We start from the raw sequence: 25,461 nt of genomic DNA, 5'->3' as shown, positions 1-25,461 counted from the left end.
ACATTTGGACCGAGTACACATTGGTTCAAGGCTGGCTCAGAAATCTTTGCACAGGCGCAGAGCGTCATAGATCGCAGCGTGGGTATTACGCTGCGCCACACAGTCACCGATGCGGAACAGCAAGTACCCATCACCCGTCTCGCTCAGGCACGGCTGCGGCTTGATCGCGAACAAGGCTTCGACGTCGATCTGGCCCTTGTTGCGCGAGCCTTCCTTGAGCGCGTAGTAGATGGCTTCGTCCGGCCGCACGCCGTTCTCTACCACTACCTGGTCGACCACCCGCTCCTCTTTGGCGCCGGTGTATTCGTTCTCCAGCACCGCCACCAGCTTGTCGCCCTCGCGGTAGACCTTTTCCAGCATCATGTCGCCGGTCATGATCACTTCCTTGGGGTACATGCTGCGGTAGTAGGTCGGGAACGACGTACCGCCGATGGCCACGCCCGGCTTGATGTCGTCGGTGACGATCTCGACCTGGCTGCCTTTGTCCGCGAGGAAATCCGCCACCGACATGCCGGTGAATTCGCAGATGGTGTCGTACACCAGCACGTTCTTGCCCGGTGCTACCTTGCCGTCGAGCACATCCCAACTGCTCACCACCAAACCTTCGGCGGCGCCCCAGTGCTCGTTCTGCTCCACATTCGGATGCCCACCCACCGCCAGCACCACCACGTCCGGACGCAGGTCCAGGATGGTGTCGGCATCCGCCGCCACGCCAAGGCGCAGGTCGACTTTCAAGCGTGCCAGCTCCAGTTGGAACCAGCGGGTGATACCCGCAATCTGGTCACGCTGCGGCGCTTTCGAAGCGGTGGTGATCTGCCCACCGATAAATTCTTTCTTCTCCAGCAGCGTCACATCATGGCCACGTTCGGCGGCCACGCGTGCAGCTTCCATCCCGGCCGGGCCGGCACCCACCACCACCACTTTGCGTTTCGGCCCGGTGGACTTCTCGATGATATGCGGCACGCCCATGTATTCACGGGACGTCGCGGCGTTCTGGATGCACAACACATCCAGGCCCTGGTACTGGCGGTCGATGCAATAGTTGGCGCCGACGCATTGCTTGATCTGGTCGATCTGGCCCATCTTGATCTTGGCGATCAGGTGCGGGTCGGCAATGTGCGCGCGGGTCATGCCGACCATGTCCACATAACCGCCTTCCAGGATGCGCGTGGCCTGATTCGGGTCCTTGATGTTCTGCGCGTGCAGCACCGGGACCTTGACCACTTCCTTGATACCGGCGGCCAGGTGCAAAAACGGCTCCGGTGGATAACTCATATTGGGGATAACGTTGGCCAGGGTGTTGTGGGTATCGCAACCCGAACCCACCACGCCGATGAAATCGAGCATGCCGGTGTCGTCGTAATACTTGGCGATCTGCTTCATGTCCTCGTGGGACAAACCATCCGGGTGGAACTCGTCACCGCACAGGCGCATGCCCACGCAGAAGTCGTCACCCACCTCGGCACGCACGGCCTTCAGCACTTCTAGGCCGAACTTCATGCGCCCTTCAAACGTGCCGCCCCACTCGTCGGTCCGCTTGTTGACCCGCGGGCTCCAGAACTGATCGATCATGTGCTGGTGCACGGCGGACAATTCCACCCCGTCCAGGCCACCGGCCTTGGCGCGGCGTGCGGCCTGGGCGTAGTTGCCGATCACACGCCAGATTTCTTCCGGTTCGATAGTCTTGCAGGTGGCGCGGTGCACCGGCTCACGCACGCCAGACGGCGACATCAGCGTCGGCCAGTTGAAGCCGTCCCAACGCGAGCGGCGGCCCATGTGGGTAATCTGGATCATGATCTTGGCGCCATGCTTGTGCATGGCGTCGGCCAGGTTCTGGAAGTGCGGGATGATGCGGTCGGTGGACAGGTTCACCGAGCTCCACCATTCCTGCGGGCTGTCGATGGCCACCACCGAGGAACCGCCGCAGATTGCCAGGCCGATACCGCCCTTGGCTTTCTCTTCGTAATACTTCACATAGCGGTCAGTGGTCATCCCGCCATCGGTGGCATACACCTCGGCGTGGGCGGTACTGAGCACGCGGTTGCGGATGGTCAGCTTGCCGATCTGGATCGGCTGGAACATTGCTTCGAAAGCCATGGCACGGTCCTCGGCTTACAACGGCTTGACGGTGAACAGGCCGTCATCGTGGCCCTCTTCGGAGCCTCCGTAGACTTGTTCGGCCACAGTGCGAATCTTGCTGCCTCGGGCCTCAAGAATCTGGTCCATGGCACCGGCAAACCAGCCGGTGAACATGTAGTCGACCTTGCGCCCGACCTTGCCGTACACGTAGACAAACGCCGAGTGTTCGAGCTTGACGCTGGCGGTGCCTTTGTCGAGGTCGATGTCCTGGATCTTGAACAGGCCCCAGCCACGTTGCGACAGACGCTTCATGTAGTGCTCGAACACCGCGACGCCTTCCAGGCCGTGGCATTCGGCTTCTTTCTCGCACCAGTGCCAGGCGGATTTGTAGCCGGCCTTGTAGAGGATCTCGGCATAGGCCTCGGCGCCCAGCACTTCTTCGATGCCCATGTGGTTGTTGACGAAGAAATGGCGTGGCACATACAGCATCGGCAGGGCGTCGGAGGTCCAGACACCGGTTTCGCTGTCGACTTCGATAGGCAATTGCGGGGCGATCTTAGCCATGGAAACTTAACTCCAGAAAATTCTTGTGTAGTGCCCCGGCGCGGATGGCCGGGGAGAAGATGCGTTAGCGGTGGCTTATTCGCCCCAGACGTCCTTGAGGACGTTGACCCAGTTCTCGCCCATGATCTTGCGCACCACGCGCTCAGGGTGGCCGCGCTTGAGCAGGGTCTCGGTGAGGTTGGGGAACTCGCCCACGGTGCGGATGCCCAGCGGGTTGATGATCTTGCCGAAGCTGGTCAGGCGGCGGGCGTAGCCCTTGTCATGGGTCAGCATTTCGAAGAAATCCTGGCCATGGCCCTGGGTGAAGTCGGTGCCAATGCCGATGGCGTCTTCACCGACGATGTTCATGGTGTATTCGATGGCTTCGGCGTAGTCGTCGATGGTCGAATCGATGCCCTTGGCCAGGAACGGCGCGAACATGGTCACACCGACAAACCCCCCGTGATCGGCGATGAACTTCAGCTCTTCATCGGACTTGTTGCGCGGGTGTTCTTTAAGGCCCGACGGCAGGCAGTGGGAATAGCACACCGGCTTTTTCGATTCGAGGATGACTTCTTCGGACGTCTTGGAGCCCACGTGGGACAGGTCGCACATGATGCCGACACGGTTCATCTCGGCGACAATCTCGCGACCGAAGCCCGACAGGCCGCCGTCGCGCTCGTAGCAACCGGTGCCGACCAGGTTCTGGGTGTTGTAGCACATCTGCACCACACCGACGCCGAGCTGCTTGAAGATCTCGACGTAGCCGAGTTGGTCTTCGAAGGCATGGGCGTTCTGGAAGCCGAAGATGATGCCGGTCTTGCCCTGTTCCTTGGCTTTGCGGATGTCCGCAGTGGTTTTCACCGGGATCACCAGGTCGCTGTTCTCACGGATCAAAGTCTGGCTGGCCACGATATTGTTGATGGTGGCCTGGAACCCTTCCCACACCGACACCGTGCAGTTGGCGGCGGTGAGCCCCCCTTTGCGCATGTCCTCGAACAGGTCGCGGTTCCACTTGGCAATAATCAGCCCGTCGATAACGATGCTGTCGGCGTGCAATTCGGCTGGGCTCATCAGGCGTCCCCTTATTGGCGATTCATGCGCCGAATCGTCTGCCGGCGCTTTGGGGCCAGCATATGCCCAGGGGCCGACAGAGCCGGGTGCAAAAACGACAGGGGAATTGCCGAAAGCGTCAATCCGCGACAAAGGCTACCAAGAGAGGTCTGACTCGCGGCTGTTCTTTGTCTTACGCTTGAGCCAGAATTCGGGCATCAACTGATATGAGACGGCGCAATGAAATCGATTTTCCTGGCTTTGGCACTCATCGCAACCGGCGTTCACGCGGCTGAAGACACCGACAGCACGCCGTGCGACGGCATCGAAAACGACAAGCAAACCCTGGAATGCGCCACCTATAACAAAACCACTGCTGAACAGCTGCTCAAGGATAACTACCAGGGCCTGCTCGAACGCATGGCGTCGACCTACGGCAGCGACAAGACCAAGCTGGCGGACATTACCGCTCGTCTGAAGGATGCCCAGCAAAAGTGGGAAAAATTGCGTGACGCTGATTGCGCGGTGGACACCTTTCCGGCGGTGACCGGCACCAAGGCCTACGCGATCGCACAGAACGACTGCCTGGCGCGGATGAGTGATGAGCGGTCGGAGTTTTTGGAGTCGATTGGGCAGGAATAAGCGACAATCTCCGCCACTTTTACTCTGAACCAAGGCTATTCATGAAGACTTGCGGCATCGAAATCAAAGGCAGCGAAGCCATCATCGCCGTCGCCTCACTGGACAACCAGGCACTTGCCCACGTCATCCTGGCGACCAAGAAAATTGCCCTGGAAGACGATGACGAGGCCGCCAACGTCAAAGCCTTCGCCGCACAGGTAAAGGCATTTGTGCAGGAAAACGCCATCGAGCGTATCGCGATCAAGAAGCGCAGCAAGAAAGGCGAGTTCGCCGGTGGCCCGACCACGTTCAAGATTGAAGGGGTGTTCCAGCTGCTGGACGGGGTTGAGGTGACCTTGCTGTCGCCGCAGACCCTTAATGCGCAGAACAAGAAGCACAACTTCGAACTGCCGGCGACGCTGAACAAATACCAGCATGAAGCGTACAAAGCAGCGTGTTCGGCGCTGCTGAAGAAATAGGCCACATCATTAATCTACTGTGGGAGGGGGCTTGCCCCCGATAGCGGTGGGTCAGCCGAAGTTGTATCAACTGACAGCCTGTCATCGGGGGCAAGCCCCCTCCCACATGTCAGCGCTTGTTGCGCAGCCAGTCGCCGAAGGTTTTGTCCTCCAGGGCATACCCTCCCCGGCTCGACTTCCACACCAGTTCCTTGTCGCGCAGGGCATCGATACAGGCCTGAATCGTCTGGGTGCCCGGCACCACGTCGCTGCCCATGTCCTCCAGCGCCTTGCTGACCGCCGTTACGGTGCTGTCGGTGAACGGCGCGAAGGGTTCGTTGTTTTGCGAGCGCTCCACCATCACTTGCAGTACGGCGCGCTGGGGGATGGTGAGGTTGTTCCAGGCGCTTTCGAATTCGGTCCACACACCGGCACGCAGCAGTTCGGCACGACTGTGCAGCAACTGGCCGAGGTTGCTGGCTTCGCCCAACTCCAGCGCCACTTCACCGATGATCGTGCGCAACATCTCGGGGCGCCGGCCTACCAGCTCAAAGGCTTCATCAATATCGGCGGCGTTGAATTGGTTGGTCTTGGCCAGGTGCGCGTTGAGGTGCGCGGTGTAGGCCTGGGTGAACTCTTTACCCAGCAGCGGGAACGGCGTGATGCTGGAGCCGAAGAACGGCTGGCTTTTACCCAGTACCAAGTGAGCCAGCTTGTCGCGATTGGAGCCGGTGAATACCAGATGCAAACCGCTGCCGTCCTCGTCACGGCCTTGGTTGAGCTGATCCCGGGCAGCCTTGAGCGCGAACATCGCATTGATGCCTGAATCGCTGGTCAAAGCGTGCTGAGCCTCGTCAATCATCAGGACGACAGGTTTTTCCGCTGCGCGGTGGAGCAACTCCAAGGCCTGGGTCAACGTCGCGCCAACCGGCAATTGAGGCTTGCTGAAGTCCCAGGACAGGGTACGCAGAAAGCTCAGTTTCTCGATTCCAATGTGCTTGGCCAGCTTGCGAATGCCCTTTTCATAGGGCACCAGCGCGGCAGCAATAGCACTGGCAATCAACTCCGCAGGATCTTTCTCTTTGTCGGCCCACAGATCGACATACACGGTAAGCCAACCCCGAAGCTGGCACTCCGGGATCAGATCCTCACGCAAAAAAGTACTTTTGCCCGTACGACGCGGCGCCGCGAGAAACAGGCCAGAGGTGAAATCCTGAATGCCGGCGCCCACCAGGCCGTCAGCAATACTGCTGGCCAGGGTGGGGCGGCGGAATACAAAGCCGCTGTGCTTGGACATGGTTTTATACTCAATTATGGAAAGGACTATAAATTATAGTCGCGAGTATAATTTACTATAATTGGCCATTACACCACCTCCCGTCGCCGATCCTCCCTCGGACACTTCGCAAACCGCGCGCGATAACTGCGGGTGAAGTACGACGGCGACTCGAACCCGCACGCAATACCTACCTCCAACACGCTCATACCGCTTTGGCGCAAGAGCTGTCGGGCTTTTTCCAGGCGCAGGCCTAAGTAGAAATTGCTCGGGGTGTCGTTCAGGTGCAGGCGGAACAGCCGCTCCAACTGGCGCCGGGTGACTTTGATCGCCTCGGCCAGGGCCAAGGTGCTCAGCGGCGGCTCGGTGTGTTGCTCCATTTCGCCGATCACCTGCACCAGTTTCTTGTTGTTGATGCCGTAGCGCGTGGCGATCTGCATGCGCTGGTGGTCTTTGCGTGGGCGGATGCGGCCGAGCACGAATTGTTCGGAGACCTGGATCGCCAGTTCGGGGCCGTGGGCCTGGGCAATCAAGTCGAGCATCAGGTCGATGGAAGCGGTGCCGCCAGCGCAGGTGATGCGGCGGCGGTCGATTTCGAACAGTTCCTGGGTGACCGTCAGGTGCGGATAGGATTCCTTGAACGCGTCGATGGCTTCCCAGTGCAGGGTGAGGCGGTGGCCGTCGAGCAGCCCGGCTTCGGCGAGCACACAAGCGCCGGTGTCGATGGCGCCGAGGGTCACGCCATCATGGTCAAGGCGCCGTAGCCAGTGCTCCAGCGCAGGCGTGGCGAACTGCAGCGGCTCGAAGCCCGCCACCACCAATAACGTCGCGCCCTTTTTCAACGGTTCCAGCGCGGCGTCAGCGTTGACCGACATGCCATTGCTCGCCAATACCGCGCCGCCATCGGCACTCAATACATGCCAGCGGTACAACTCGCCACGAAAGCGGTTGGCCACCCGCAGCGGTTCCAGCGCAGAGATAAAGCCGATGGCCGAGAAGCCCGGCATCAGCAGAAAGTAGAAATCCTGGGACATGGTGCGCTCTCGTAGGACGGGCAGCGTGCTCACTGTGATACGCCAGTTCAACGAGCCATTCAAGAGCACAGGTCGCTGCAGTGCAAGAGCTGGTCGCCGCCGTGCGTTTTGTCGGCCCTCAAGCTGCGTAATTTGATCCCACGGCGCACAAAGACGCCGGACCCCACAATAACGACCTGCCGAGGGATCCACCATGAACCGACTGATCAGCCGCTGCGTGCTCGCACTCAGCGCCAGCGCCATCTTGAGCACGAACGTACTGGCTGCCGACGCGGCATCCTGCCAGAACGTGCGCATGGGCGTGGTGAACTGGACCGACGTAATCGCCACCAGCGCCATGACCCAAGTGTTGCTCGACGGCCTCGGCTACAAGACCAAACAGACCAGCGCCTCCCAGCAAATCATCTTCGCCGGTATCCGCGACCAGCGCCTGGACCTGTTCCTGGGCTACTGGAACCCGCTGATGACCCAGACCATCACGCCGTTCGTCGACGCCAAGCAAGTCAAGGTGCTCGACAAGCCCAGCCTGGAAGACGCCCGTGCCACCCTCGCCGTGCCTACCTACCTGGCAGACAAAGGCCTGAAAACCTTTGCCGACATCGCCAGGTTCGAGAAAGAACTGGGCGGCAAGATCTACGGCATCGAGCCAGGCTCGGGCGCCAACACCCAGATCAAGGCGATGATCGCCAAGAACCAGTTCGGCCTCGGCAAATTCCAGCTGGTCGAGTCCAGTGAAGCCGGCATGCTCGCCGCCGTCGACCGCGCCGTGCGCCGCAAGGAAGCCGTAGTGTTCTTCGGCTGGGCGCCGCACCCGATGAACGTCAACGTCGCCATGACCTACCTCACCGGCAGCGACGACGCCCTGGGGCCGAACGAAGGCATGGCCACCGTGTGGAGCGTCACCGCACCGAACTACGCCGAACAATGCCCCAACGTGCACAAACTGCTGACCAACCTGACCTTCACCGCCGCCGACGAGAGCCGGATGATGCAGCCGCTGCTGGATCACAAGGACCCTATCGAGTCCGCCAGGCAATGGCTCAAGGATCACCCGCAAGACCAGGCCCGCTGGCTGGAAGGTGTGACCACCTTCGACGGCAAACCGGCGGCGGCCAACCTGCAATTGACCAGCAAATAACCTGATTCGAATCACCGTGTCGCAGCCACTCCCGGCTGCGCACGGCACCCCTACGCCCGCTTGTAAGGAACCTGCCTCATGAACCACGACGTCATCATCACCTGCGCACTCACCGGTGCTGGCGACACGACCAGCAAAAGCCCACACGTGCCGGTCACCCCCAAACAAATCGCCGCCGCCGCCGTGGAAGCCGCCAAAGCGGGCGCGACCGTTGTGCACTGCCACGTGCGCGACCCGCACACCGGCAAGTTCAGCCGTGACGTCGCCTTGTATCGCGAAGTGATGGAGCGTATCCGCGAGGCCGACATCGACATCATCGTCAACCTCACTGCCGGCATGGGCGGCGACCTGGAGATCGGTGGCGGCGAGAACCCGATGGAATTCGGCCCCAACACCGACCTGGTCGGCCCGCTGACCCGCTTGGCCCACGTCGAAGAACTGCTGCCGGAAATCTGCACCCTGGACTGCGGCACCCTGAACTTCGGCGATGGCGACACCATTTACGTGTCCACTCCGGCCCAACTGCGGGCGGGTGCCAAACGCATCCAGGAGCTGGGCGTAAAGGCCGAGCTGGAGATCTTCGACACCGGTCACCTGTGGTTCGCCAAACAGATGATCAAGGAAGGCCTGCTCGACAACCCGCTGTTCCAGCTGTGCCTGGGCATCCCGTGGGGCGCACCGGCCGACACTACCACCATGAAAGCCATGGTCGACAACCTGCCCGCCGACGCCGTGTGGGCCGGCTTTGGGATTGGCCGCATGCAAATGCCGATGGCGGCGCAAGCGGTGCTGCTGGGCGGCAACGTGCGGGTCGGTCTGGAAGACAACCTGTGGCTGGACAAGGGTGTGCTTGCGACCAACGGCCAGTTGGTGGAACGGGCCAGTGAAATCCTCAGCCGCCTCGGCGCACGGGTAATGACCCCCGCCGAAGGACGCATAAAAATGGGCCTCACCAAACGCCGCTAATCAAAAAATGTGGGAGGGGGCTTGCCCCCGATTACGGTGCATCAGTACCGAATGTATCGACTGACACACCGCTATCGGGGGCAAGCCCCCTCCCACACTGGACCACCGAAATCCATAGGAATTTGCCATGAGCTTTATCACCGAAATCAAAACCTTCGCCGCCCTCGGCAGCGGTGTCATCGGCAGCGGCTGGGTGTCCCGCGCGCTGGCCCATGGCCTGGATGTGGTCGCCTGGGACCCGGCACCTGGTGCCGAAGCTGCGCTGCGCAAGCGCGTCGCCAACGCCTGGGGCGCCCTGGAGAAACAAGGGCTGGCGCCGGGTGCGTCGCAAGAGCGCCTGCGCTTTGTCGCCACCATTGAAGAATGCGTGAAAGACGCCGACTTCATCCAGGAAAGCGCCCCGGAACGCCTGGAGCTGAAGCTGGACCTGCACAGCAAGATCAGTGCGGCAGCCAAGCCGAATGCGTTGATCGGTTCAAGCACCTCGGGCCTGTTGCCGAGTGAGTTCTACGAAGGTTCGACCCACCCGGAACGCTGTGTGGTCGGCCACCCGTTCAACCCGGTTTACCTGTTGCCGCTGGTGGAAGTGGTTGGCGGCAAGAACACCGCGCCAGAAGCCATCCAGGCCGCGATCAAGGTGTATGAATCCCTCGGTATGCGCCCGCTGCATGTGCGCAAGGAAGTCCCGGGGTTCATCGCCGATCGCCTGCTCGAAGCGTTGTGGCGTGAAGCACTGCACCTGGTCAATGATGGCGTGGCGACCACCGGCGAGATCGATGACGCAATCCGTTTTGGCGCCGGCCTGCGCTGGTCGATCATGGGCACGTTCCTCACCTACACCCTGGCGGGCGGCGATGCCGGCATGCGGCACTTCATGGCGCAGTTCGGCCCGGCACTGCAATTGCCGTGGACCTACCTGCCGGCGCCGGAACTGACCGACAAGCTGATCGACGACGTGGTCGACGGCACCAGCGACCAGTTGGGCAAGCACAGCATTTCAGCGCTGGAGCGCTATCGTGATGATTGCCTGCTGGCGGTGCTGGAAGCGGTGAAAACCACCAAGGCCAAGCACGGCATGACCTTCGCTGAATAACGGAACCCCTGACATGCCCGCACTCACCACTTACACCACCCAGGTCCACCCCGACTGGGTGGACTACAACGGCCATCTGCGCGACGCGTTCTACCTGCTGATCTTCAGCTACGCCACCGACGCGCTGATGGACATCCTCGGGCTGGACAGTGAAAATCGCGAAGCCAGCGGTCATTCGCTGTTCACCCTGGAGCTGCACCTGAACTACCTGCACGAAGTGAAACTCGGCGCCGACGTGGAGGTGCATACCCAACTGATCGCCCATGACGCCAAGCGCCTGCACCTCTATCACAGCCTGCACTTGGTGGGGGATGAGAAGGAACTGGCGGGCAACGAACAGATGCTGTTGCACGTTGACCTGGCCGGTCCGCATGCCGCGCCGTTCACCGATGCCACGTTGGAAAGACTCTCTGCCATCAGCGCCCAGCAGGCTGACCTGCCTCGCCCCGCCCTGCTCGGCCGAGTGATTGGACTGCCACCCAAAAAACCATAAGGAGACCCCATGCAAACCGCCGCCGCTGTTGCCGATTTCCGTACCTACCCGAAGATCTGCGACCTTGCGCAGGTGCGGGTGCTAAATGATCAGATTCGTGTGCAATGGGCCGATGGGCGGGTCAGTCCGTTTCATCATCAGTGGCTGCGGGACAACTGCCCCTGCGCGGAATGCGTGTACAGCGTGACCCGCGAGCAGGTGCTGGAGATTGTCGATGTGGACGAGCACCTCAGCGCTGTCGACGCATGCATCGATCAAGGCTTGTTGAGCGTGCAATGGAGCGGCGGCCACCGCAGCCAGTACGACCCCGGCTGGCTGCGGGCGCATGCCTACGACGATGAGTCCCGCGCCGAACGCTGGGCGGCGAAGCCCAAACCCCAGCTGTGGGACAGCCGCTTCCAACTGCCGGTGTTCGACTATTCAGCGGTCATGCAAGACCCCCACGCATTGTTGCAGTGGCTGCTGGCGCTACGTGACTGCGGCCTCACGCAAATCCGCGGCGTGCCCACCGAGCCCGGCGCCCTGGCGCTGGTCGCCAAGCGCATTTCATTCATCCGCGAGAGCAACTTCGGCGTGCTGTTCAACGTGCAATCCAAGGCCGATGCCGACAGCAATGCCTACACCGCCTTCAACCTGCCGTTGCACAGTGACTTGCCCACGCGGGAGCTGCAACCGGGCCTGCAGTTTTTGCATTGCCTGGTGAACGATGCCGACGGTGGCGAAAGTATTTTTGTCGATGGGTTTGCCATCGCCTGCGCCCTGCGTACCGAAGACCCCGAAGCGTTCCTGGCTCTGTGCGACATCCCGGTGGAGTTTCGCAACAAGGACCGTCACAGCGACTACCGCCAGTTGGCGCCGATCATTGCGCTGGATGCCTTGGGCGATATCGCGGAGATCCGCATGGCCAATTTTCTACGCGGGCCGTTTGAGACGAGTGTGGAACAGATGCCGTTGCTGTATCGCGCCTATCGGCGCTTTATCGCGATGACGCGGGAAGATCGCTTTCGTGTGGTGCAGCGCCTGAACCCCGGTGAGCTGTGGTGCTTCGATAACCGCCGCACGTTGCATGCGCGTCACGCTTTTGACCCGGCTTCCGGGGCTCGGCATTTTCAAGGGTGTTATATCGATAGGGATGAGTTGCTCTCGCGCATTTTGGTGTTGCAACGGTAGACCCTGGCGCGCCCTTCGCGAGCAAGCCCGCCCCCACAAAAAAACCCCGATCCAGCCGTGACTGGATCGAGGCAGAGGGCCTTGTGTGAGCGTGACATCCCGAGGGTGACCAAACCTTCAAGCTGTTTGCTGGTACTCAGTGTGCCCATTACCGCCGCCGGTAAATGGCCCGAAAACGACATGCTCATAGCCATCTGAGGCATTCATACAATCTGCGCTTGCCGCCCTCTTGGGTGGCTACCAGAATCCCAGTCAGACCCCGTTCACCTCACCAGGATAAACGTCATGATGCACGCGGATTTGATTGACCAGGATGACCTGCTGGGCCAACTGCGCTCGCTGGGTTTCGAAGTGTCCAGCGGCGCCACTGCCGAGCAGGCCTGCGAGTGCGCGGTGCGCGGCTTGAGCGAGGCACGGGCCAAGGCGCTCAAGGGCATGGTGGAGCAGATGTACACCGGCAGTGCGACGATTCTGCCGGCCGTGCGCCAGGCAATCGACAAGCAGTTGTTGCCGGCACTGGTGCAGTTCAAGCAGAACTCTGGCGCCTGATTAGATTGCTATCGGGGGCAAGCCCCCTTCCACCTTTGACTGTGTTCACCCATCCAAATGTGGGAGGGGGCTTGCCCCCGATGCAGAAACCTCGGTCTAGAGCCTTACGCTGGCAAACGTCGACTCATTGCGCGCCTGACTCAACGCCGACATCGGCCCCGACAACGGCGACAACACCAGCGCCTGTGGAATTGGCATCATCGCCACCTGTTGGGTGGTGTTGGAGCCGACGCGTTCATCCCGTGGCGGAATGCCGAAATATTCGCGGTAGCACTTGGAGAAGTGTGGCGTGGACACAAACCCGCACACCGACGCCACTTCGATGATCGACATCGGCGTTTGCTTGAGCAACTGCCGTGCACGGATCAGGCGCAGCTTGAGGTAGTAACGCGACGGCGAGCAATGCAGGTACTTCTGGAACAACCGCTCCAACTGGCGACGTGAGACGGCGACGTATACCGCCAGTTCATCCAGGTCGATCGGTTCTTCCAGATTGGCTTCCATCAGCGCGACGATTTCCTGAAGCTTCGGCTGGTTGGTGCCGAGCATGTGCTTGAGCGGCACGCGCTGGTGGTCTTGCTCGTTGCGGATGCGTTCGTACACAAACATCTCGGAGATGGCGGCCGACAGTTCGCGACCGTGATCGCGGCTGATCAGGTGCAGCATCATGTCCAGCGGCGCGGTGCCGCCCGAGCTGGTGAAGCGGTTGCGGTCGAGGGTAAACAGGCGTGTGCTCATGGCCACGCGGGGGAAGGCTTCCTGCATCGAAGCCAGGCATTCCCAATGCACGCTGCAATCAAAACCGTCGAGCAGACCGGCGCAAGCCAAGGCCCAACTGCCGGTGCATACCGCGCCCAAGCGGCGCGATTGGCGTGCCTGGCTTTGCAGCCACGACACATGTTCACGGGTCACGGTACGCTGGATACCCACACCCCCGCACACGATCACGGTATCCAGGGCGGGCGCTTTGTGCATGGAAGCATCGGGAGTGATTTGCAGACCGTCGCTGGCCCACACCTGGTTTCCATCGACGCTCAAGGTCGTCCAGCGATACAGCTCGCGGCCGGAGAGCTGGTTGGCCATGCGCAGCGGTTCGACTGCGGAGGCCAGGGAAATCAGCGTGAAATTGTCCAGCAGCAAAAAGCCGATGGATTGAGGCGCACGGTTCTGGGGTTGGGCCCCGGAGTTGAACGACGTCATCGCGGTATCTCCTCACACAAAGCGGGTGATGGCCTCAGGCGAGGCTCTTGTTATTGCGCTCTTCATCCGGCGAGGAGAGAGGCTTTGAATTGATAGAGCAAATGCCATGCCTAAATTTGAATGGCCGTCCAATAACTCCTAAAAACGACCTCATGACGCGTCTAAATAAGCCCGCGCCGCACGTACGGTTATGGCTGGAATTGGCCGTAGGAACACGCCCGGGCAAGGTGTGTGAGCAGATCGGTAGCACTTGTGGGAAGGCGCTTTTCGGGTGTGGGAGAAGTCTGTCACCCAAAGCGCGGGAGGCCAGTGGTCAGGTCGAAAATCGTTCGCAAGCTACTTATCTATTTGCGACGCGCTAAAAGGTGGCGCTTTTGGTTGGGGTGTTCACTTTTTGCGCAGCGGCGCCTGGATGATTGCTATCGGGGGCGAGCCCCCTCCCACCTTTGACTGTGTTCACCAATCCAAATGTGGGAGGGGGCTTGCCCCCGATGCAGGCAACGCGGTCTCAGCACTCCACCGCGCTGACCGCCAACCCACCGCGCGATGTCTCTTTGTACTTGTCATGCATGTCCGCTCCGGTATCGCGCATGGTGCGGATCACCCGGTCCAGGGAGATAAAGTGCTGGCCGTCGCCGCGCAGCGCCATTTGCGCCGCGTTGATCGCCTTCACCGCCGCGATTGCGTTGCGCTCGATGCACGGCACCTGCACCAAGCCGCCCACCGGGTCGCAGGTCAGCCCCAGGTTGTGTTCCAGGCCGATTTCGGCAGCATTGCACAGTTGCTCCGGCGTGGCGCCGAGGATCTCGGCCAGCCCGGCGGCGGCCATGGCGCAGGCAGAGCCCACTTCGCCCTGGCAGCCGACTTCGGCGCCGGAGATCGAGGCGTTCTTCTTGCACAGAATGCCCACCGCCGCCGCACCAAGCAGGTAGTCGACCACATTGGCCTCGGTGACTTCTTCGCTGAATTTCATGAAGTAATGCAGCACCGCCGGGATGATCCCGGCAGCGCCGTTGGTGGGCGCCGTGACCATGCGTCCACCGGCGGCGTTTTCTTCGTTCACCGCCAGGGCGAACAGGTTGACCCATTCCATGGCACTCAGGGTCGAACCAATCACATTGGGCTTGTTCAACTCCTGCAGGCTGCGGTGCAACTTGGCGGCACGCCGGCGCACGTTGAGGCCGCCGGGCAGGATGCCTTCGTGCTTGAGACCCTGTTCCACGCAATCCTGCATGGCGCGCCAGAGTTTCATCAGGCCGCTGCGGATTTCATCTTCAGAGCGCCAGACCTTCTCGTTGGCCATCATCAACTCGGCCACGCGCAGGTTGTGGGTCTTGCACAGCTGCAACAGCTCCACCGCGCTGGAAAAGTCGTAAGGCAATTCGGTGCGGTCCATATCGGCCACGCCGCTTTGCGCCTGGGCTTCATCCACCACGAAACCGCCACCCACTGAATAGTAGGTGTCGCGGTGCAGCTCGCCGTTGTCACCCGACACCACCAGGGTCATGGCGTTGGGATGGAACGGCAGGTTTTCGTCGAGCAGGCGCATGTCCCTGGCCCAGACAAAGGGCACCGGCAAGCGCCCGTCGAGCAGCAGGGTGTCGGTCTCGCGCAGGGCGTGGATGCGTTGGCCGATCTGCGACGGGTCGATGGCGTCCGGCCATTCGCCCATCAGGCCCATGATGGTCGCGGTGTCGCTGCCATGGCCGATGCCGGTGGCCGACAGCGAGCCATACAGCTGAACTTCGACGCGCCGCACTTGTTCCAACAGATCACGTTCACGCAACCCTTGAACGAACAACGCCGCGGCGCGCATGGGGCCGACGGTATGAGAACTCGAAGGCCCGATGCCGATCTTGAACAGGTCGAAAACACTGATAGCCATTAACGTGGAACTCCGCAGGTGAACAGGCCGGACACCAACGAGCTGCTACGCTCAGATCGCCCAGATGGCGGCATCATCAAGCTTTTGTTTGCCGTCACGGCGTCTCACACCGACGCACCCATGCTCACCAGCGTCGCGCCTGTGCGATCACCGGTTTTGGCCGTTTTTAGCGGTGCAGATGGGCAAAAACTGCAGTTTTGCCTTGGGAAAAACCTGTAAGCGACGTCACCGACACTGGATACGACCCTCCCTGTACTGGATACGACGCCCCCTGTAGGCGTCAGATTTTCACTGGTACATGATCAGTCTCGACTCGTTTGCAAGGCACCGTGCCAGAGCTGTTGTCGCACGCTCCAACCGCAACACTTATAAAGCGCGGCGAACGCCGTCAGAAAAAACACAGGAGTCTAGCCCCATGAAAGCTTCACCCTCGTTGTTGTTGGCCGCCATGCTGAGTCTGCCAGTCGTGGCGCACGCTGCAGAACCGGCACAATGCCAGACCGTCAACTTCTCCGATGTCGGCTGGACCGATATCACCGTCACCACCGCCGCCACCAGCGAAGTCCTCAAGGGCCTGGGCTACAAGCCACGCACCACGATGATTTCGGTGCCCGTGACCTACAAGTCCCTGGCCGACGGCAAGAACATGGACATCTTCCTCGGCAACTGGATGCCGACCATGGAAAACGACATCAAGCAGTACCGCGATGCCGGCACCGTGGAAACCGTGCGCGCCAACCTGGAGAACGCCAAGTACACCCTGGCGGTCCCGGAAGCGCTGTACAACAAAGGCCTGAAGGACTTCGCCGATATCGCCAAATTCAAGGATGAGCTGGGCGGCAAGATCTACGGCATCGAGCCGGGCAACGACGGCAACCGCACCATCCAGACGCTGATCGACAAAGACGCCTTCGGCCTGAAAACCGCCGGTTTCAAAGTCGTCGAGTCCAGCGAAGCCGGCATGCTCTCCCAGGTCGAACGCGCCACCAAGCGCGACCAGGCCATCGTGTTCCTCGGCTGGGAACCGCACCCGATGAATACCCGCTTCAAGATGAAGTACCTGACCGGGGGTGATGATTCCTTCGGCCCCAACTACGGCCAGGCCACCATCTACACCAACACCCGCAAGGGCTACACCCAGGAATGCAGCAACGTGGGTCAGTTGCTGAAGAACCTGGTGTTCACCCTGAACATGGAAAGCACCCTGATGGGTAATGTCCTGGACGACAAGATGAAACCCGACGCCGCGGCGAAAGCCTGGCTGAAGAAGAACCCTCAAGTACTCGACACCTGGCTCGCCGGTGTCACCACCGTTGATGGCAAACCTGGCCTGGAGGCCGTGAAAGCTTACCTCTCCAAGTAATGCCGCTGACCCCGGGGCGGTGCGCTGCCCCGGGATGTTTTCCCTCTTCGCATGTGGACATTCACTACCATGCTGACTGAACAGAAAATCCCACTAGGCCAGTACATCGCTGCCTTCGTCGAATGGTTGACCCAACACGGCGCCAACTATTTCGACGCAATCGCATCGACACTGGAAACGATGATCCACGGCGTGACGTTTGCGCTGACCTGGTTCAATCCGCTGGCATTGATCGGTCTGATTGCGCTGCTGGCTCACTTTATCCAACGTAAATGGGGACTGACTGTTTTTGTCATCGCCTCCTTCCTGCTGATCCTCAACCTGGGTTACTGGCAGGAAACCATGGAGACCCTGGCGCAGGTGCTGTTCGCCACCCTGGTCTGCGTGGTCATCGGTGTGCCGCTGGGCATTGTTGCCGCGCACAAACCGTTGTTCTACACCATGATGCGGCCGGTGCTCGATCTGATGCAGACCGTACCGACCTTCGTCTACCTCATCCCTACCCTGACCCTCTTCGGGCTGGGTGTGGTGCCCGGGCTGATTTCCACGGTGGTGTTCGCGATTGCCGCGCCGATCCGCCTGACCTACCTGGGTATCCGTGATGTACCGCAAGAGTTGATGGACGCCGGCAAGGCCTTTGGCTGCTCGCGTCGTCAGTTGCTCTCGCGCATTGAACTGCCCCACGCCATGCCGAGCATTGCCGCCGGCATTACCCAATGCATCATGCTGTCGTTGTCGATGGTGGTGATTGCGGCCCTGGTGGGCGCCGACGGCCTCGGCAAGCCGGTGGTCAACGCGCTCAACACCGCTGACATCGCCCTGGGCTTTGAAGCGGGCCTGGCGATCGTCCTGCTGGCCATCATGCTCGACCGCATCTGCAAACAACCCGACGCCAAAGTAGGGGGTGATGCATGAGCATTATCCGATTCGACAAAGTCGACGTGATCTTCTCCAAAGACCCACGCGAAGCGCTCAAGCTGCTGGACCAGGGCATGAGCCGTAACGAGATCCTGAAAAAGACCGGACAGATTGTCGGCGTGGAAAAAGCCAGCCTGGATATCGAGAAAGGTGAGATCTGCGTGCTGATGGGCCTGTCGGGCTCCGGCAAATCGAGCCTGCTGCGCTGCATCAACGGTCTCAACACCGTGAGCCGTGGCCAGCTGTTCGTGGAGCATGAAGGTCGCCAGATCGACATCGCGTCCTGCACGCCCGCCGAGCTGAAAATGATGCGCACCAAGCGCATCGCCATGGTGTTCCAGAAGTTCGCCCTGATGCCCTGGCTGACGGTGCGCGAAAACATCAGCTTCGGCCTGGAGATGCAGGGCCGCCCAGAGAAAGACCGGCGCAAGCTGGTGGATGAAAAGCTTGAACTGGTGGGCCTGACCCAGTGGCGCAACAAGAAGCCGGACGAACTCTCCGGCGGCATGCAGCAGCGCGTCGGCCTGGCCCGAGCGTTGGCGATGGACGCCGATATCCTGCTGATGGATGAACCCTTCTCCGCCCTCGACCCGCTGATCCGGCAAGGCCTGCAGGACGAGTTGCTGGAGCTGCAACGCAAGCTGAGCAAAACCATCGTGTTCGTGAGCCACGACCTCGACGAAGCGCTCAAGCTGGGCAGCCGTATCGCAATCATGAAAGACGGCAAGATCATCCAGTACAGCGTGCCGGAAGAGATCGTGCTGAACCCGGCGGACGACTATGTGCGTACCTTCGTCGCCCACACCAACCCGTTGAACGTGCTGTGCGGTCGCAGCCTGATGCGCACCCTGGACAACTGCAAGCGCGTGAACGGTTCGGTATGCCTCGATCCGGGCGGCGACTCGTGGCTGGACCTGGCCGAAGGCAACACCATCAAGGGCGCCCGCCAGAACGGCGCGGTGATGAACCTGCAGAACTGGGCGCCGGGGCAAGCGGTGGAAGGTTTGGGTCGATTGCCGACACTGGTGGACTCGAACATCGGCATGCGCGATGCGTTGCAGATTCGTTATCACACCGGCAACAAGCTGGTGTTGCATGACAACAACCAGGTGGTGGGGATTCTGGGAGACAGTGAGCTGTACCACGCCCTGCTGGGCAAGAACCTGGGCTGACACTGCACAGTAGACAGGTGGTGTCAGTGAGGACACCACCCGTCTTCAACTATCAGCTATAGACCCGGCCAAGGAGTTGCCGATGGCTTTCAAACTGATCGAGCACATCCCGGGTGATCTGTTCCTGGGTGAAGCCCATCAGGTCGTATTCCTGAGGTCCGTTGTGCAGGTATACCTCGGCACGGTAGTAGCGAGTGCGCTCTTCCTCGGGCAGGTCGCTCGGCGCCGACGAGTAGGCATCCAGGCTCACTTCATAGACAAACGGGTTGCCCTCTTCCATCTCGATGCGCACACCGATGCAACGCTTGGACTTACCGAGCAGGGTCTGCACTTCCAAGCCCTGATCACGCAACGCCGTCGCCGCCTCTTCCAACGCCGGCGTCACATGCTTGTCCATGAAACGCTGCACGGTGCCTTGGCTCGGTTGCAGGTCCAGCGCCGTCAGACGCTCGCTGAAACCACGGCGACCACGCTCGGCCAATTGCGCCTGCTCCTGTTCGATGGCCACGTCCTGGCGCATCGCCTTGTGCAAGCCGAACATAAAGAAGATCAGCACCACCGAGAACGGCAGCCCCGCCAGCACCACCATGGTTTGCATGGCTTCGAAGTTGCCGGCAAACAGCAGGCCGATGGTCACCAGGGTGATCACCGCCGACCAGAAGATCCGCAGCCAGTGCGGCGCATCTTCATCCACGTTGCCACCTTTGCACGACAGGTTGGCCATCATCACCGCGCCGGAATCCGCCGGGGTGAGGAACAGCACGAAGCCTACAAAGATCGACACGCCGATAACAATTTTCGACGCAGGATAATGCTCCAGCAACTGGTAGATGGCCATGGAAGGCTGCTCCAGCGCCGTCTTGCCCAACTCCACCGCACCGTGGTTCAGCACCAGGTCCAGGGCCGAGTTACCGAAGATCGACAGCCACGCCAGGGTAAAGCCCAGCGGAATCAGCAGCACGCCGGCCACCAGTTCACGCACCGTGCGACCACGGGAAATCCGCGCGATGAACATGCCCACGAAGGGCGCCCAGGAAATCCACCACGCCCAGTAGAACAGGGTCCACAGGCCCATCCAGCGTTCGGTCTTGTCGGCATCGCCTTCGTACACGTAGAGGTCGAAGGTTTTCAGGATGATGCCGTTGAGGTAGTCCCCGGTGTTCTGCACCAGGCCGTTGAGCAAATGCAGGGTCGGGCCGAACAACAGCACAAAGATCAACAGGCCGCTGAACAGCACGATGTTGAGGTTGGACAGGCGGCGGATGCCGTTCTCCACGCCCGACACGGCAGCAATGGTTGCCACGGTGCTCATCACGATGATCACGATCAACAGGTTGGTGTTGCTGTGCTGCATGCCGAACAGGTTTTCCAACCCGGACGACACCTGCATCGAACCAATCCCCAGGTTCGTCACCAGGCCCAGCAGGGTCACGAACATACCGAAACCGTCCACCGCATGGCCGGCCGCGCCTTTCACCCAACGCTCGCCCACCAGCGGGTACAGCGCCGAACGCAGGGCCAGCGGCTGGTTATGGCGATACGCGAAGTACGCCACGGCCAGGCCAACCAGGGCATAGATCGCCCAGCCATGCAGGCCCCAGTGCAGGAAGGTCAGTTGCAGCGCCTGGCGTGCGGCGCCATTGCTGGCGGCTGCGCCTTCGGGCGGGTTGAAGTAATGGTCCAGCGGCTCCGAGGCGCCAAAGTACAGCAGCGAGATGCCGATGCCCGAGGAGAACAACATGCCGGCCCAGGCGCCGTAGCTGAAGTCCGGGGTGTCGTCCTTGCTGCCCAGTTTCAACTTGCCGTAGGACGAAAACGCCAGGCCCACCACAAACACCAGGTAGGCGGCGATGACCACCATGTAGTACCAGCCGAAGCTTTTCGAAAGCCACGCCTGGGCAACACCGAGCATGCGCCCGGCCTCCTGCGGGGCGATGATCAGAATGGCAGTCAACAACAGAATCAGCGCGGTGGAGGTGTAGAACACCCAACCGTTGACCCGCACCTTTTCCGGTGGGGTTTTTATAAGAGAGGCAGAACTCATGGCGCAGATGCTCCGGGCAGTGCGAGAGAGAAACACAAGGCAACGGTTATCCCGGGACATCGATTTTTCGGCAGTCGACGGACGGGTGTTATAAAGACACCCCTTAAATCCCTGTCCCCCACGGGCGCAGTGCCCAGGGACGTTTCAGGGGTTTAACCAGGTGCCGGATGTCGCGCCTGCAGGTGGGAAATACCTGTAGGACGCGACCATTTGTCGCAGATCTTATTCTTTGTTGATTGAACGTTCAATCAAAACAAAATAGACTGGCCATCAAGCCGACGGACGTTTATCGCCCGCCGCAGGCCTAAGGAGAGGTGCTACATGCCCAAGGTCGGTATGCAACCCATACGCCGCCAGCAGTTGATCGAAGCCACGTTGACGGCCATCGATCAGGTCGGAATGGGAGATGCCAGCATTGCGCTGATCGCCCGTTTGGCCGGCGTCTCGAACGGCATCATCAGTCACTACTTCAAGGACAAGAACGGCCTTATTGCAGCGACGATGCGCTACTTGATGAACGCGCTGATCGACAACGTCCATGAGCGCCGGCAGGCGCTGACGGACGACAGCCCACGGGCGCACCTTCAGGTGATCATCGAGGGCAACTTCGACGCCAGCCAGGTCAACGGACCGGCAATGAAAACCTGGCTGGCCTTCTGGGCCACCAGCATGCACCACCCGTCATTGCACAGGTTGCAGCGGATCAACGATCAACGTCTGTATTCCAACCTGTGCTGCCAGTTCCGCCGAGTGCTGCCGCTACCGCACGCACGCAAAGCAGCCCGAGGCCTGGCGGCCCTGATCGACGGTTTGTGGTTGCGCGGCGCCCTGTCGGGAGACGCTTTCGACACGGCGCAGGCGCAACGGATCGCTTACGAATACATGGATTTCCAATTGGCCAAGCAGGTGAGTTAGAGCACACATAAACGCTCAACCCCTGAACGCTGCCGCACCGGCTTACGGTACGGCAGTCAACGCCAACCACTTATGCACTTGCGAGGACTTTATGGCCCGTTTCGAACTGCAAAAACTCTACATTGACGGCGGCTACAGCGACGCTGGCAGCGATGCCACCTTCGAAGCCATCAACCCGGCTAACGGTGAAGTTCTCGCCCAAGTGCAACGCGCGACGAAAGAAGACGTTGAACGTGCCGTGGTCAGCGCCGAGAAAGGCCAGAAAATCTGGGCTGCGATGACCGCCATGGAGCGCTCGCGCATCCTGCGTCGTGCCGTCGACATCCTGCGCGAGCGCAACGACGAGCTGGCCGCCCTGGAAACCCTGGACACCGGTAAAGCCTTCTCCGAAACCAAGTACGTCGACATCGTCACTGGCGCCGACGTGCTGGAATACTACGCAGGCCTGGTGCCGGCCATCGAAGGCGAGCAGATTCCGCTGCGCGACACCTCGTTCGTCTACACCCGCCGCGAGCCGCTGGGCGTGGTCGCCGGTATCGGCGCGTGGAACTACCCGATCCAGATCGCCCTGTGGAAATCCGCACCGGCCCTGGCCGCCGGCAACGCGATGATCTTCAAGCCAAGCGAAGTCACCTCGCTGACCACGCTGAAACTGGCCGAGATCTACACCGAAGCCGGCGTTCCGGCGGGCGTGTTCAACGTGCTGACCGGCAGCGGCCGTGAAGTCGGCACCTGGCTGACCGAGCACCCTCGCATCGAGAAAGTCTCGTTCACCGGCGGCACCGACACCGGCAAGAAAGTCATGGCGAGCGCGTCGAGCTCCTCGCTCAAGGAAGTGACCATGGAACTGGGCGGCAAGTCGCCATTGATCGTGTTCGAAGACGCCGACCTGGATCGCGCCGCCGACATCGCGATGATGGCCAACTTCTACAGCTCCGGCCAGGTCTGCACCAACGGCACTCGCGTGTTCGTACCCAAGCACCTGCAAGCGGCATTCGAAGCCAAGATCGTCGAGCGTGTTGCGCGCATCCGCGTCGGCGACCCGCAGGACGACAACACCAACTTCGGCCCGCTGGTCAGCTTCGCCCACATGGAAAGCGTGCTGGGCTACATCGCCAAAGGCAAGGAAGAAGGCGCACGCGTACTGTGCGGTGGCGACCGCCTGACCGACGGCGACTTCGCCAAAGGCGCCTACGTGGCCCCGACCGTGTTCACCGACTGCACCGACGAAATGACCATCGTCCGTGAAGAAATCTTCGGCCCAGTGATGAGCATCCTCACCTACGAGACCGAAGAAGAAGTGATCCGCCGCGCCAACGACACCGACTTCGGCCTGGCCGCTGGCCTGGTGACCAAAGACCTGAACCGCGCTCACCGCGTGATTCACCAATTGGAAGCGGGTATCTGCTGGATCAACGCCTGGGGCGAATCCGACGCGAAGATGCCGGTCGGTGGCTACAAGCAATCGGGTGTGGGCCGTGAGAACGGCATCAGCTCGCTGAACAACTTCACCCGCATCAAATCGGTACAGGTCGAGCTGGGCGACTACGCCTCGGTGTTCTAAGACCCGGGCCATGTATTGCCTGAGGCCGCCATCGGAGGCAAGCCTCCTCCCACACTTTGATTTGCGCATACATTCAAAAATGTGGGAGGGGGCTTGCCCCCGATGAGGCCCGACCTGACCACACATCAAAGAGGGTGCATCCAATGTCCCAAGAATACGACTACATCATTGTGGGTGCCGGCTCCGCCGGTAACACCCTGGCGACCCGTCTGACCGAAGACGAAGGCGTCACCGTCCTGCTGCTGGAAGCCGGTGGTCCCGACTACCGTTTCGACTTCCGCACGCAAATGCCAGCCGCCCTGGCGTTCCCACTGCAAGGCCGCCGCTACAACTGGGCCTACGAAACCGATCCAGAGCCGCACATGGACGGTCGCCGGATGGAATGCGGGCGCGGCAAGGGCCTGGGTGGTTCCTCGCTGATCAACGGCATGTGCTACATCCGTGGCAACGCCATGGACTACGACAACTGGGCGAAGCTGCCGGGCCTGGAAGACTGGACCTACCTCGACTGCCTGCCGTACTTCCGCAAGGCCGAAACCCGCGATATCGGCCCCAACGACTGGCACGGCGGCGATGGCCCGGTCAGCGTGACCACGCCCAAGCCTGGCAACAACCCACTGTTCCACGCGATGGTCGAAGCCGGCGTGCAGGCCGGTTACCCGCGTACCGAAGACTTGAACGGCTACCAGCAGGAAGGCTTCGGCCCGATGGACCGTACCGTCACGCCTAAAGGCCGTCGCGCCAGCACCGCACGCGGTTACCTGGACACCGCCAAGAAGCGTTCCACACTGACCATCGTCACCCACGCCCTCACCGACAAAGTGTTGTTCGAAGGCAAACGTGCGGTTGGCGTGCGTTACCTGATCGGCGCCGCCGAAGAGCGCGTCGAAGCCCGCGCCCGTAAGGAAGTGCTGGTGTGCAGCGGCGCCATCGCTTCGCCGCAATTGTTGCAACGCTCCGGTGTCGGCCCGGCCAAACTGCTGGAAAGCCTCGACATCCCGGTGGTCCACGACCTGCCAGGCGTCGGTGAAAACCTGCAGGACCACCTTGAGCTGTACCTGCAATACGCCTGCACCCAGCCCGTGTCGCTGTACCCGTCGCTGCTCTGGTACAACCAGCCGGCCATTGGTGCCGAGTGGCTGTTCAACGGTACCGGCATCGGCGCCAGCAACCAGTTCGAAGCGGGCGGGTTCATCCGCACCCGTGAAGAATTCGAATGGCCGAACATCCAGTACCACTTCCTGCCGGTGGCGATTAACTACAACGGCAGCAACGGTGTGAAAGAGCACGGCTTCCAGGCGCACATGGGCTCCATGCGCTCGCCGAGCCGTGGCCGCATCCAGTTGAAGTCGAAGAACCCACGGGACTACCCGAGCATCCTCTTCAACTACATGGCCACCGAGCAGGACTGGCAGGAATTTCGCGACGGCATCCGCCTGACCCGTGAAATCATGCAGCAGCCGGCGCTGGACCCCTACCGTGGCCGCGAAATCAGCCCGGGTATCGATGTGCAAACCGATGAGCAACTGGACAAGTTCATCCGTGAGCACGCCGAAACGGCGTTCCACCCGTCCTGCTCGTGCAAAATGGGCACCGACGAGATGGCAGTAGTCGATGGCGAAGGCCGCGTGCATGGCATGCAGGGTCTGCGTGTAGTCGATGCGTCGATCATGCCGATCATCACCACCGGCAACCTGAACGCGCCAACGATCATGATCGCCGAGAAAATCGCCGACAAGATCCGTGGCCGCAAGCCATTGCCACGCAGCACCGCCGACTACTACGTGGCAGGCGACGCGCCGGTACGTGGCAAGCCGCTGCGTGAAGTGGGCCCTACCGCGCAGTAACGGATACACCGCGGTGTTCCCATCGGGGGCAAGCCCCCTCCCACATTTTTGACCGTGTGAACCCGATCAAGTGTGGGAGG

The 25,461-nt window shown here is 61.0% G+C and carries 22 protein-coding genes; 14 read left to right on the top strand and 8 right to left on the bottom strand.

Translation table 11 applies throughout. From position 1 onward, the window contains the following. Positions 1-36 precede the first annotated feature (36 nt). From dgcA to BMX59_RS06885, 3 genes are all read right to left on the bottom strand, one after another. Complete coding sequence (gene dgcA / locus BMX59_RS06895) at positions 37-2,097, bottom strand: dimethylglycine demethylation protein DgcA (protein WP_071490299.1); 2,061 nt, start codon at positions 2,095-2,097, stop codon at positions 37-39. Between the two features lie 15 nt (positions 2,098-2,112). Further along, entirely contained in the window at positions 2,113-2,643 is a 531-nt protein-coding gene (locus BMX59_RS06890; protein WP_008083165.1) for a DUF5943 domain-containing protein, read from the bottom strand. Between the two features lie 75 nt (positions 2,644-2,718). Further along, positions 2,719-3,696: a dipeptidase gene (locus tag BMX59_RS06885; RefSeq protein WP_010207105.1), complete on the bottom strand. Its 978-nt coding sequence runs from the start codon at positions 3,694-3,696 to the stop codon at positions 2,719-2,721. Between the two features lie 219 nt (positions 3,697-3,915). Between BMX59_RS06885 and BMX59_RS06880 the strand changes: the two genes are divergently transcribed. Both BMX59_RS06880 and BMX59_RS06875 read left to right on the top strand, forming a co-directional pair. Then, entirely contained in the window at positions 3,916-4,317 is a 402-nt protein-coding gene (locus BMX59_RS06880) for a lysozyme inhibitor LprI family protein (RefSeq protein ID WP_071494402.1), read from the top strand. Between the two features lie 41 nt (positions 4,318-4,358). Further along, positions 4,359-4,775, top strand: a complete 417-nt coding sequence (locus tag BMX59_RS06875) for a DUF3010 family protein (protein ID WP_093120741.1) — start codon at positions 4,359-4,361, stop codon at positions 4,773-4,775. A gap of 109 nt (positions 4,776-4,884) precedes the next feature. On the opposite strand, the gene BMX59_RS06870 is transcribed toward BMX59_RS06875, so the two are convergent. Then, the gene (locus BMX59_RS06870; protein ID WP_093120739.1) at positions 4,885-6,051 is read right to left on the bottom strand and encodes an AAA family ATPase; all 1,167 of its coding nucleotides are present in this window, start codon (positions 6,049-6,051) and stop codon (positions 4,885-4,887) included. Between the two features lie 68 nt (positions 6,052-6,119). Further along, positions 6,120-7,064 carry a GlxA family transcriptional regulator gene (locus BMX59_RS06865; RefSeq protein WP_071490303.1) on the bottom strand — a complete coding sequence of 315 codons (945 nt, stop codon included), beginning with the start codon at positions 7,062-7,064 and terminating at the stop codon, positions 6,120-6,122. A 193-nt stretch (positions 7,065-7,257) separates the two neighbouring features. Here BMX59_RS06865 and BMX59_RS06860 point away from each other — a divergent pair, with 193 nt between their 5' ends. The 6 genes from BMX59_RS06860 to BMX59_RS06835 all read left to right on the top strand — a co-directional run bounded on the left by BMX59_RS06860 (position 7,258) and on the right by BMX59_RS06835 (position 12,473). Further along, positions 7,258-8,202, top strand: coding sequence for a choline ABC transporter substrate-binding protein (locus BMX59_RS06860; RefSeq protein ID WP_092242128.1), 945 nt, complete (start codon positions 7,258-7,260; stop codon positions 8,200-8,202). Positions 8,203-8,280: 78 nt separating this feature from the next. Then, the gene (locus BMX59_RS06855) at positions 8,281-9,168 is read left to right on the top strand and encodes a 3-dehydrocarnitine:acetyl-CoA trimethylamine transferase CdhC (protein ID WP_092242127.1); all 888 of its coding nucleotides are present in this window, start codon (positions 8,281-8,283) and stop codon (positions 9,166-9,168) included. 127 nt (positions 9,169-9,295) lie between these two features. Beyond that, positions 9,296-10,261 carry an L-carnitine dehydrogenase gene (locus tag BMX59_RS06850; RefSeq protein WP_093120736.1) on the top strand — a complete coding sequence of 322 codons (966 nt, stop codon included), beginning with the start codon at positions 9,296-9,298 and terminating at the stop codon, positions 10,259-10,261. A 13-nt stretch (positions 10,262-10,274) separates the two neighbouring features. Further along, positions 10,275-10,754 carry a thioesterase family protein gene (locus tag BMX59_RS06845; protein WP_093120734.1) on the top strand — a complete coding sequence of 160 codons (480 nt, stop codon included), beginning with the start codon at positions 10,275-10,277 and terminating at the stop codon, positions 10,752-10,754. 9 nt (positions 10,755-10,763) lie between these two features. Next, complete coding sequence (locus tag BMX59_RS06840; RefSeq protein ID WP_093120732.1) at positions 10,764-11,924, top strand: gamma-butyrobetaine dioxygenase; 1,161 nt, start codon at positions 10,764-10,766, stop codon at positions 11,922-11,924. A 285-nt stretch (positions 11,925-12,209) separates the two neighbouring features. Then, the gene (locus BMX59_RS06835) at positions 12,210-12,473 is read left to right on the top strand and encodes a hypothetical protein (protein ID WP_010207120.1); all 264 of its coding nucleotides are present in this window, start codon (positions 12,210-12,212) and stop codon (positions 12,471-12,473) included. 96 nt (positions 12,474-12,569) lie between these two features. On the opposite strand, the gene BMX59_RS06830 is transcribed toward BMX59_RS06835, so the two are convergent. Together BMX59_RS06830 and BMX59_RS06825 are read right to left on the bottom strand one after the other, a co-directional pair. Further along, positions 12,570-13,673: a choline metabolism transcriptional regulator GbdR gene (locus BMX59_RS06830; protein WP_005792167.1), complete on the bottom strand. Its 1,104-nt coding sequence runs from the start codon at positions 13,671-13,673 to the stop codon at positions 12,570-12,572. 508 nt (positions 13,674-14,181) lie between these two features. Further along, entirely contained in the window at positions 14,182-15,558 is a 1,377-nt protein-coding gene (locus BMX59_RS06825; protein ID WP_093120729.1) for an L-serine ammonia-lyase, read from the bottom strand. 415 nt (positions 15,559-15,973) lie between these two features. Between BMX59_RS06825 and BMX59_RS06820 the strand changes: the two genes are divergently transcribed. From BMX59_RS06820 to choV, 3 genes are all read left to right on the top strand, one after another. Continuing rightward, entirely contained in the window at positions 15,974-16,921 is a 948-nt protein-coding gene (locus BMX59_RS06820) for a choline ABC transporter substrate-binding protein (protein WP_092242112.1), read from the top strand. 69 nt (positions 16,922-16,990) lie between these two features. Next, entirely contained in the window at positions 16,991-17,836 is an 846-nt protein-coding gene (gene choW, locus BMX59_RS06815; protein ID WP_016972877.1) for a choline ABC transporter permease subunit, read from the top strand. Next, positions 17,833-19,011 carry a choline ABC transporter ATP-binding protein gene (gene choV, locus BMX59_RS06810; RefSeq protein ID WP_058426626.1) on the top strand — a complete coding sequence of 393 codons (1,179 nt, stop codon included), beginning with the start codon at positions 17,833-17,835 and terminating at the stop codon, positions 19,009-19,011. Before choW ends, choV begins: the two co-directional genes overlap by 4 nt. Positions 19,012-19,063: 52 nt before the next feature. Here the strand turns inward: choV and BMX59_RS06805 are convergent, their stop codons facing one another. Then, entirely contained in the window at positions 19,064-20,998 is a 1,935-nt protein-coding gene (locus BMX59_RS06805) for a BCCT family transporter (protein WP_232000993.1), read from the bottom strand. Between the two features lie 378 nt (positions 20,999-21,376). Here BMX59_RS06805 and betI point away from each other — a divergent pair, with 378 nt between their 5' ends. From betI to betA, 3 genes are all read left to right on the top strand, one after another. After that, on the top strand, positions 21,377-21,970 hold the full coding sequence (gene betI, locus BMX59_RS06800; RefSeq protein ID WP_017735982.1) for a transcriptional regulator BetI: 594 nt from the start codon (positions 21,377-21,379) through the stop codon (positions 21,968-21,970). A 91-nt stretch (positions 21,971-22,061) separates the two neighbouring features. Further along, positions 22,062-23,534 (top strand): betaine-aldehyde dehydrogenase, encoded by a 1,473-nt coding sequence (gene betB, locus BMX59_RS06795; RefSeq protein ID WP_092242109.1) that lies wholly within the window; start codon positions 22,062-22,064, stop codon positions 23,532-23,534. A 143-nt stretch (positions 23,535-23,677) separates the two neighbouring features. Further along, positions 23,678-25,381, top strand: coding sequence for a choline dehydrogenase (gene betA, locus BMX59_RS06790; protein ID WP_071490313.1), 1,704 nt, complete (start codon positions 23,678-23,680; stop codon positions 25,379-25,381). The last annotated feature ends 80 nt before the right edge of the window (positions 25,382-25,461 follow it).

The organism is Pseudomonas sp. NFR09, from assembly GCF_900111535.1.
Classification (GTDB): domain Bacteria; phylum Pseudomonadota; class Gammaproteobacteria; order Pseudomonadales; family Pseudomonadaceae; genus Aquipseudomonas; species Aquipseudomonas extremorientalis.
Note: the sequence above shows the minus strand (reverse complement) of the source record. Positions and strands in the feature narration are given on the sequence as shown.